The sequence below is a fragment of the Staphylococcus pseudoxylosus genome, from assembly GCF_003697915.1.
Taxonomy (GTDB): domain Bacteria; phylum Bacillota; class Bacilli; order Staphylococcales; family Staphylococcaceae; genus Staphylococcus; species Staphylococcus pseudoxylosus.
In genome coordinates, this window is record NZ_RCVN01000028.1 from 1 (window position 1) to 8,168 (window position 8,168).

Consider the following 8,168-nt stretch of genomic DNA (forward strand, 5'->3'; position numbering starts at 1 on the left):
AATGAGGTTATTCAGATATTTCGATGTACAATGACAGTCAGGTTTAAGTTTAAAAGCTTTAATTACTTTAGCCATTGCTACCTTCGTTGAAGGTGCCTGATCTGTAACTACCTTTTGAGGTTTACCAAATTGTTTAATGAGACGTTTGATAAACGCATATGCTGAATGATTATCTCGTTGCTTACGCAACCAAATATCTAATGTATGTCCCTCTGTATCAATGGCACGATATAAATAGCTCCATTTTCCTTTTATTTTGATGTACGTCTCATCAATACGCCATTTGTAATAAGCTTTTTTATGCTTTTTCTTCCAAATTTGATATAAAATTGGGGCATATTCTTGAACCCAACGGTAGACCGTTGAATGATGAACGTTTACACCACGTTCCCTTAATATTTCAGATATATCACGATAACTCAATGCATATCTTAGATAGTAGCCAACGGCTACAGTGATAACATCCTTGTTAAATTGTTTATATCTGAAATAGTTCATACAGAAGACTCCTTTTTGTTAAAATTATACTATAAATTCAACTTTGCAACAGAACCAAATTTTTTATATTTGGAAACAAAAAGAGTATTTAGCTAGTGAACTTTATGACTTAACAGAACAAGAAAAAAGAGAAATTAATCACAAAATGATAGACGAAATCGAGGAAGAACAATAACAAAATATAAGTGCTAACAGCTGACCTCCCGATAACACCATGTAGTTATTGGGAGGTCAGCTGTTGAATTATGCACGAGTATTTTAAAAGTTATTGTGATGACGACGATAAACGATTATCAAAAGTATAATGTTAAAATGCTTTATTATACTAATGTTATATAAACATTATACTTTCGTTATACAAATTTTAATCCTGTTAGGAACTATAAAAAATCATGAAAATTTTAATTTGCATGTAACTGGGCAGTGTCTAAAAAATAAGCCATTGGATTTGCTAAAAATTGATATCTGGATTATCTGAAAAATAAAAATCATAAAGTTTAAGAAATTCAAAATCGGTATCTGAAATGTTTTGTTCTTTCATGATTTTAATTACTTTTTGAATTCGTTGGTCGTTAGGGATATTACATAGTTCAGCAATTTCTTTTGATTTTTTATCAAATACAGAAAAAGTGAATACAAAGTTTATCGTCATAAAAACACCTCTTATTTGGCTTATATTTACGTTTTAAGAAACAAATATAATTATAGAGGTATAAAACTATATATTTTTAAAGTTTGCTCTAAATACCCCTTTAAAATGCAAATAAAGGTATTTAATTATTACACGCAAATTTTGGTTTTAGCACTACACCTTTTTTAGGTGTGTAAGTGCGCCCTTGGATATTTAAAATTATTTATTCGGGTCTACTAGGTCTACTGAGTAGATAAAGGAATAGACGCATTTATGCCGAGAAAATTTATTGTGCGTTGAGAAGAACCCTTAACTAAACTTGCAGACGAATGTCGGCATAGCGTGAGCTATTAAGCCGACCATTCGACAAGTTTTGGGATTGTTAAGGGTTCCGAGGCTCAACGTCAATAAAGCAATTGGAATAAAAAAAGATTTATGTTATTTTTATGTAAAACATATTTTACATAGTGGGGGGGGGGCGAATATGAAAAATAAAATTAAAGAGTTTAGAAAGAAACTGGCTATTAGTCAGGATTATTTAGCAAAAAGATGTGATGTTAGTAGACAAACAATAAATGCTATTGAAAATGATAGGTATGACCCTGAATTGAAGTTAGCATTTAAAATATCTAAAGTTTTTAAGAAGAAAGTTGATGATATATTTGAATACAAAGCTTTATAAGAGTAATTATATTATTACTATGAAAGATATTGTAAAAGAAGATAACGAGATGCTTTATAAAAAGACAAAACCTTTAGAAATACCATTAAGTGACAATGATTTTACTCTTTTAAATAATATGATGATTTTTTTGAAAAATAGTCAAAATTTATATGGGGAAGAAAAAATATTGAAGCTTAAAGGACATGCTTCAATTGTAGCTCAGCATGAAATAGATCATCTTAATGGAATAATGTTTTTTGAACGTATTGATAAGATAAATCCATTAGCACCTCCTAATAATGCAAATTCTATTTATTAAATAATAAGGGTAACTATTGCCGGCGAGGCTAGTTGCCCTTAAGTTATTGATATGACTGGTTTTAAGCACAAAAAAAGTTGCTTTTCCGTACCTATTAATGTATCGTTTTAAAGGAAGATGATATTTATGTCTAGAAGAGATGAGACCTTAAAATGCTTACTGAAAAAAGATTATAAAGATATTAAATTTCTAAAAGACGATGGTGAGTGGTGCTATTATCAAGTAAGCACATTTTGGTCAGGTAAACATAATGTGAAAGTTAAAGATGGTTTGTTTGGATGTACTATTGAGAAAGTATAAAGTAAAAATTTTTATAGGTACATTCGCCCTATGTTATTTACAATAATAGAGGCGAATGTATCTATTTTTTTTATTAATTATTACTTAGTCAAGTATACAATTAGAAGCTAACTATAATAAAATTTAATATCATAAATACTGCGTGATTAGGGTATACCTTAAACACTCAGTCGTTTCATTCTAAAATGTTTCATATATACAGATTTAGTGTTGAATTTTTTGGACATATAAAGTTATATAATTTATTAGTATTTTTGTCTTTTCAATTATATTTTCTTAATTATTTTCTGATACCACAGTAAAACGTTCATTTTTATGCTGGGGATTTTCTATCTCATCCACTAGTGCAAATGCAAAATCTGCATAACTAACATAACTATTGCCTTTAGAGTTAATTAATAAATTGTCTTTGCCTGCTTGATAGTTTTCAGTTTTAGGACCATCAGCATCAAAATTTGCAGATGGACTAAGAAATGTCCAAGTAATATCTTTAGAAGTTTTTAAATCTTCTAAATTTCTACCTTGTCCTTTTGCAGTTGGCACAAATATTTCAGGAAATTCAGGTGTATCTATTAACTTAGTTGTTTGTGCTTCATCAACGTATAAACTACCTGCACCACCAACGATAATTGCTCTTGTATCAGATCCTTTTAATGCTTCAATAAGTGCACGGCCTGCTTTCACATGTGCTTCTTCTTCACCAAGAGGCGCACCAAATGCGTTAATAACTACATCTAAATCTTTCAAGTCTTCCGAAGTAATATCATATATTTCTTTTTCTAAAACATTTATATTACTATTTGATAATTTTGAAGCATTTCTAACAATTGCTGTTGCATCATGACCTCTTTTAATTGACTCTTCTAATACAAGGCTTCCAACTTTTCCACTTGCCCCAATAATTCCAATTTTCATAATAAATTCCTCCTAATTTTAATTATTAAAATATATTTAATAAAAATAATAATAGAGCTAAAGCACCTATTATGAGTGATAAACAAACATCTTTAATACGTTCACCTGATTTCATTCTTACTGTCAGAGTGATAATTTGGATGAGTCATTAACAGAATGTAATTGCGTTAATGGTTTTTGGATATCAGCTCAAATGTTTGTCATTCTATAGATACATTACCATCTGTTTCTTTTATTGCTTTTTCAAGTTGGTCCTTACCTATAAAACAAAAAGGACAACTATAATCAGAATAAATACTCGCTTTCAATGAAAAAGTAATTTCTCCTTTCAATAATGTTTATTGAGGTGATTAATACAGTTTTATCTAATTTAAGCAAACGCTACTTGTAACTGTAAGTATTACAGTTACAAGTAGGGGTGGATATATTTATCCATTGTTTACTAGAATTTTGTTCATTATATTTTCTAATGTTACACTTTTTAATACTGTCTCCATTGCATCCTGTGCACTTTCCAAAATAACTTCCAATACAATTTGTATGTTTGCACCAACTGTACAGTTAATATTGGTATCTTCATGTATTTGGAATAAATTGCCTTGTTCAACAACTTCTACAGATCTATAAACATCAAATAATGTAATCTCGTCTAATGATTTTAAAAGCTTAACTCCTGCACTTCCATGAGACACTTCAATAAAGCCAGCCTTTTTAAGTTTTCCCATCAATCTTCGAATAACAACAGGGTTCGTATTCACACTTTCTGCAATTTGATTCGATGTTAAAGTATAATTTTTTTCGATTTTTATTAAAGTCAGTATATGAATAGCGACCGTAAAACGACTACTTATTTTCATATCAATCACCTCTTGTAACCATTGTAGTTACAAGATAACGCATTGTCAACTCCTTTTTATTTTATTTATTAAAATTAAATGCAATCGATTTATAAAATTCCATGATGTTTATAATTATCCTAAAGGTCTTTTTAGCTATTCAGATACAACATCTAGTTAAAAACAAAATATTTTAAAATAAAAAGGAGTATCTCTAAACTAAAGAGGCTCCTTTTTATATTTTTTATAATTTAACGAGAATTTTTGCTTGTGATTTATCATTTACAAGTTGTTCAAATCCTGACTTTACAATATCATTTAACTCAATCTCATCAGTAACTACATCTTTCACTTTTAAATTGCCTTCGTTGATTAAGTCTATTGTTTGCTGAAATGTAGTAGGTGTATAAGCAATTGTAGAAGTAAGTTTTACTCCTGTATTAGTTAACTGCATTGGATTCCACTCGATGGGATGTCCGAATATAGAAACTATAACAACTGTGCCTCTTGCTTTAGTAACGTCTATGGCAGATTTAAGGGTTGGTGCTACACCAGCTACTTCAAATGCTACATCAACGCCATTATCAGTGTATTCACTAATAATATCACTTGGGTTTGATTCACCAGAGTTTATCGTATAAGTAGCACCTACTGCTTTAGCTTTATTAAGTCGCTCCTCCGATAAATCGAAAACAAATATTTTACTAGCACCAGCTGCTTTGGCTGCTATAGTTGTTAATAAACCGATTGGCCCTGCACCAAAAATAGCAACAGTATCGCCAAATAGAACTTCGCCTTCTTTAATTGCTTGAACTGCAACAGCCGTTGGTTCTACAAGGGCACCTTCTTTATCAGAAACATTATCTGGTAATTTATAAACATTCTCTTCTGGGGCGTTTGTAAATTCTGCAAATCCGCCATCAGAACCTAAGCCTATAAATGAATAACCATCATAAAGGTCAATATTTTCTTCTTTTTCACGATTTGAAACTGTAGGATTAATGACAACACGATCGCCTTTATTAAATTTTGTAACCTTAGAACCAATATCTTCTACTACGCCTGCAAATTCGTGTCCTAATGTAACGGGTGCTTTTTGGCCAAGGAACGGGTCTGGTTTATCTGTTGAAATAAATATAGGGCCTTCTAAGTATTCATGTAAATCTGTACCACAAATGCCAGCCCAAGATACTTTAACTTTAACCTCATTATCTTGTAACTCTTTAGATTTTCGATCTTCAACTCGTACATCCTTTTGACCATACCAAACTGCTGCTTTCATTGATAGAACCTCCTTTATTATTTGTTTTAATGATATGCTTTTTCAAAGATCCTTTCAAATCAACTGAATTAAATAATAAAATATATTATATATTAATGTTTTAGTGTAACTCTTATAGTGAAGTAGAGAAGTAAATAAAAAATTCAGAAATTGTTGTTAAAGTATTGCTTTATATTGCACTCTAAGGTTTATGATAAGAAATATATTCAAAGGAGGTTATATATATGGGTAAATTTAATAATTTGAAAGACAAAGTTATAGTTATTACAGGTGGGGCAAAAAATCTAGGTGGACTATTAAGTACGGAATATGCGAAAGATGGGGCAAAATTAGTTATTCATCATCATGACGAGAAGTCTTTAGATGATGCAAAAGAAACACTTTCAAAAGTAGAAGAATTAGGTGGAGAAGCTACATTATTTTCTGGAGATTTAACTAAAGTAAGTAATATTGAAGCCTTATTTCAACATGCGGAGAAGACATTTGGAAAAGTCGATATTGCAATTAACACCGTAGGAAAAGTTCTTAAGAAACCCATAGCAGAAACGACTGAAGAAGAGTTTGACAGTATGGCAGACATTAATTCAAAATCAGCGTATTTCTTTATCAAATATGCGGAAAAGTCTATGAACAATGATGGAAAAATCATTACACTTGCGACTTCGTTACTTGCAGCTTACACTGGCTTATATTCAACATATGCAGGCGAAAAAGCACCAGTTGAGCATTATACACGTGCAGCGTCAAAAGAGTTTATGGACAGAGGGATATCTGTTAATGCTGTAGCACCAGGACCAATGGATACGCCATTCTTCTATCCTCAAGAGGGGGAAAATGCTGTTGAATTCCACAAATCTCAAGCACTCCATAATCAACTTACAAAAATTGAAGATATTGCACCAATTATTACTTTCTTAACTTTAGATGGTTGGTGGATAAATGGACAAACATTATTCGCTAATGGTGGATATACGACACGTTAATCTACTTAAATTTATAAGGTGGTTATTAATATGTATTATTTTTTAACAATATTTAAAGAAAATGAAACAGATATAAAGATTATTACAGAACACAGAGTCGTAGATGATAAGCATGTATCTCTCCCAACTAATAATTACGTTAAATCTTTAGCAGAAGAGATTATTGAGCTTTCTCACCAAAACAATTTATTTCATAATGACATTAAACGAATTGGTTTGAAAATAGATGATCCTGAATTTATCGGTTATGATACTATCACAACATTAAAAAATGACATGGAATCTACATTTGGATTTGAAGCTATTATCCATAATGAATATGAAGAACTATTAGTACAACTGATTAAATAGGCAAAAGGTGACTTTATAAAGTCACCTTTTTTAGGAGGGTTAGTATGCAAGTTAAACAAGTAGCTGAAAATTTAGGTTTAAGTGAACATACGATTCGATATTACGATAAAGCTGGGCTCTTTCCATTTGTTTCAAGAGATAAAAATGGTTATAGAGATTTTTCAAAAGAAGATTTATATTGGATTGAATTTATAAAGTGTATGAGACAAACACATATGCCTGTATCAAAGTTAAAAGAAATTGCTGAATTATATCATCAAGGTAGTTCAACTAAAATGAAACGTAAAGATATATTTTTAGAGCATCAAAAAAATTTAATAGACCAAAAAGAATTAATAAACAAAGGTCTCCAAAAATTGGACGAGAAGTTCAAACTATTAGATGAAGAATAAATGAAAATATAATTTCAGGAGTGGAAAAATGGGAAAGAAAGAAGTCAGTATGACAGAATTATTCTTTGATTTAATATTTGTTTATATCTTATCAACGATTAACCAAACAGCAGAAGGTATTTCACATAACTTAATGTCCTTAGAAGAACTGGGAAAAAGCTTTATGCTTTTTCTTGTATTCTTCTCTATATGGGTTTATCGTACACTTTTAGTTAATAGATTTTTTAATCAAAAATGGTATCAATATATTTTTGTATTTATAGATATGTATCTAATAGTTATATTATCTAAAGCAATAAATGGTGATTTCCAACAAACATTTATACCGTTTGTCTTAATGTCAGCCTTGATATACTTAAGTATTTTCATACAATATTTCTTAAATTATAAATTTGCTAATGCAAATCCAAGTAAAAAATTAGTTGAAGTTTATACTACTGGATTATTATTAACAATTATACTTTCCATAGTATCTACCGTCTTACCGCCCCCAGCTAATTTTTGGTTATATTTTACAGGTATTGCTATAGTGGCAATATTCCCACTATTATTTTATAAAACTTCTTATCAAAATCCTGTTTACTTTAATCATTTAACAGAAAGATTAAGTTTATTAGTTATTTTGTTATTTGGAGAAGGTTTAGTTCTATTAATACAAAACTTTGAATTATCACATTTAAATATTGTATATGCTATATGTTTTGCCTTTATTACTTGTTTATTTATTATCTATGTTGTTCATTATAAATCGACAGATAAAAATACAACAAATAAAACTGGTTTTACTACTATTTATATACATCTACTTTTAATTTATTCATTAGATATGTTGTTTCTGATAATGAATAAGCTATTATCTCATGAACACTTAAACATATTTGAAATATATGGTTTTATACTATTTTTGATTCTATTTATAGCTAGTTTATTAACTAATATATACACGCATAAGAAAGAAGAAGCATAACATATGTTATGCTTCTTCTTTCTTATGCGT

The 8,168-nt window shown here is 29.7% G+C and carries 13 protein-coding genes and 1 pseudogene; 8 read left to right on the plus strand and 6 right to left on the minus strand.

Annotated elements, in window-relative coordinates:
• A partial coding sequence (locus D9V42_RS14335) for an IS6-like element IS257 family transposase (RefSeq protein ID WP_122065523.1) occupies nucleotides 1-498 on the minus strand: 498 nt, incomplete at its 3' end.
• 55 nt (nucleotides 499-553) lie between these two features.
• On the opposite strand from D9V42_RS14335, the pseudogene D9V42_RS14340 reads away from it, so the two are divergent.
• Nucleotides 554-673: pseudogene (locus D9V42_RS14340) on the plus strand (protein rep); the annotation flags it as partial.
• A gap of 276 nt (nucleotides 674-949) precedes the next feature.
• Here the strand turns inward: D9V42_RS14340 and D9V42_RS14345 are convergent.
• Nucleotides 950-1,150, minus strand: a complete 201-nt coding sequence (locus tag D9V42_RS14345) for a hypothetical protein (protein WP_119614941.1) — start codon at nucleotides 1,148-1,150, stop codon at nucleotides 950-952.
• 463 nt (nucleotides 1,151-1,613) lie between these two features.
• Between D9V42_RS14345 and D9V42_RS14350 the strand changes: the two genes are divergently transcribed.
• The 3 genes from D9V42_RS14350 to D9V42_RS15160 all read left to right on the plus strand — a co-directional run bounded on the left by D9V42_RS14350 (nucleotide 1,614) and on the right by D9V42_RS15160 (nucleotide 2,412).
• Nucleotides 1,614-1,811, plus strand: a complete 198-nt coding sequence (locus D9V42_RS14350) for a helix-turn-helix transcriptional regulator (RefSeq protein WP_039069675.1) — start codon at nucleotides 1,614-1,616, stop codon at nucleotides 1,809-1,811.
• A 19-nt stretch (nucleotides 1,812-1,830) separates the two neighbouring features.
• On the plus strand, nucleotides 1,831-2,112 hold the full coding sequence (locus tag D9V42_RS14355) for a peptide deformylase (protein ID WP_122065533.1): 282 nt from the start codon (nucleotides 1,831-1,833) through the stop codon (nucleotides 2,110-2,112).
• 126 nt (nucleotides 2,113-2,238) lie between these two features.
• A complete protein-coding gene (locus D9V42_RS15160; RefSeq protein ID WP_158256296.1) occupies nucleotides 2,239-2,412 on the plus strand; it encodes a hypothetical protein in 174 nt (57 codons plus the stop codon).
• Between the two features lie 276 nt (nucleotides 2,413-2,688).
• On the opposite strand, the gene D9V42_RS14360 is transcribed toward D9V42_RS15160, so the two are convergent.
• The 4 genes from D9V42_RS14360 to D9V42_RS14375 form a co-directional block, all read right to left on the minus strand.
• Nucleotides 2,689-3,327, minus strand: a complete 639-nt coding sequence (locus D9V42_RS14360) for an NAD(P)-dependent oxidoreductase (protein WP_069792561.1) — start codon at nucleotides 3,325-3,327, stop codon at nucleotides 2,689-2,691.
• 200 nt (nucleotides 3,328-3,527) lie between these two features.
• Nucleotides 3,528-3,659, minus strand: a complete 132-nt coding sequence (locus D9V42_RS14365) for a DsbA family protein (protein WP_119604119.1) — start codon at nucleotides 3,657-3,659, stop codon at nucleotides 3,528-3,530.
• 96 nt (nucleotides 3,660-3,755) lie between these two features.
• A complete protein-coding gene (locus D9V42_RS14370; protein ID WP_069792562.1) occupies nucleotides 3,756-4,184 on the minus strand; it encodes an Rrf2 family transcriptional regulator in 429 nt (142 codons plus the stop codon).
• Nucleotides 4,185-4,407: 223 nt separating this feature from the next.
• Complete coding sequence (locus tag D9V42_RS14375; protein WP_069792563.1) at nucleotides 4,408-5,445, minus strand: 2,3-butanediol dehydrogenase; 1,038 nt, start codon at nucleotides 5,443-5,445, stop codon at nucleotides 4,408-4,410.
• A gap of 224 nt (nucleotides 5,446-5,669) precedes the next feature.
• On the opposite strand from D9V42_RS14375, the gene D9V42_RS14380 reads away from it, so the two are divergent.
• From D9V42_RS14380 to D9V42_RS14395, 4 genes are read left to right on the plus strand one after another with little or no spacing between them, the layout of a single operon-like run.
• Nucleotides 5,670-6,428, plus strand: a complete 759-nt coding sequence (locus D9V42_RS14380) for an SDR family oxidoreductase (RefSeq protein ID WP_122065525.1) — start codon at nucleotides 5,670-5,672, stop codon at nucleotides 6,426-6,428.
• Between the two features lie 30 nt (nucleotides 6,429-6,458).
• Nucleotides 6,459-6,779, plus strand: a complete 321-nt coding sequence (locus D9V42_RS14385; protein WP_122065527.1) for a hypothetical protein — start codon at nucleotides 6,459-6,461, stop codon at nucleotides 6,777-6,779.
• A 44-nt stretch (nucleotides 6,780-6,823) separates the two neighbouring features.
• Nucleotides 6,824-7,171 carry a MerR family transcriptional regulator gene (locus tag D9V42_RS14390; protein ID WP_122065529.1) on the plus strand — a complete coding sequence of 116 codons (348 nt, stop codon included), beginning with the start codon at nucleotides 6,824-6,826 and terminating at the stop codon, nucleotides 7,169-7,171.
• A 28-nt stretch (nucleotides 7,172-7,199) separates the two neighbouring features.
• Nucleotides 7,200-8,138, plus strand: a complete 939-nt coding sequence (locus tag D9V42_RS14395; protein WP_122065531.1) for a low temperature requirement protein A — start codon at nucleotides 7,200-7,202, stop codon at nucleotides 8,136-8,138.
• The last annotated feature ends 30 nt before the right edge of the window (nucleotides 8,139-8,168 follow it).

What these genes read in the sequence shown, in the direction of transcription:
- D9V42_RS14345 (WP_119614941.1), bottom strand. Translation starts at nt 1,150, where the DNA reads ATGACGATAAACTTTGTATTCACTTTTTCTGTATTTGATAAAAAATCA.
- D9V42_RS14350 (WP_039069675.1), top strand. Translation starts at nt 1,614, where the DNA reads ATGAAAAATAAAATTAAAGAGTTTAGAAAGAAACTGGCTATTAGTCAG.
- D9V42_RS14355 (WP_122065533.1), top strand. Translation starts at nt 1,831, where the DNA reads ATGAAAGATATTGTAAAAGAAGATAACGAGATGCTTTATAAAAAGACA.
- D9V42_RS15160 (WP_158256296.1), top strand. Translation starts at nt 2,239, where the DNA reads ATGTCTAGAAGAGATGAGACCTTAAAATGCTTACTGAAAAAAGATTAT.
- D9V42_RS14360 (WP_069792561.1), bottom strand. Translation starts at nt 3,327, where the DNA reads ATGAAAATTGGAATTATTGGGGCAAGTGGAAAAGTTGGAAGCCTTGTA.
- D9V42_RS14370 (WP_069792562.1), bottom strand. Translation starts at nt 4,184, where the DNA reads ATGAAAATAAGTAGTCGTTTTACGGTCGCTATTCATATACTGACTTTA.
- D9V42_RS14375 (WP_069792563.1), bottom strand. Translation starts at nt 5,445, where the DNA reads ATGAAAGCAGCAGTTTGGTATGGTCAAAAGGATGTACGAGTTGAAGAT.
- D9V42_RS14380 (WP_122065525.1), top strand. Translation starts at nt 5,670, where the DNA reads ATGGGTAAATTTAATAATTTGAAAGACAAAGTTATAGTTATTACAGGT.
- D9V42_RS14385 (WP_122065527.1), top strand. Translation starts at nt 6,459, where the DNA reads ATGTATTATTTTTTAACAATATTTAAAGAAAATGAAACAGATATAAAG.
- D9V42_RS14390 (WP_122065529.1), top strand. Translation starts at nt 6,824, where the DNA reads ATGCAAGTTAAACAAGTAGCTGAAAATTTAGGTTTAAGTGAACATACG.
- D9V42_RS14395 (WP_122065531.1), top strand. Translation starts at nt 7,200, where the DNA reads ATGGGAAAGAAAGAAGTCAGTATGACAGAATTATTCTTTGATTTAATA.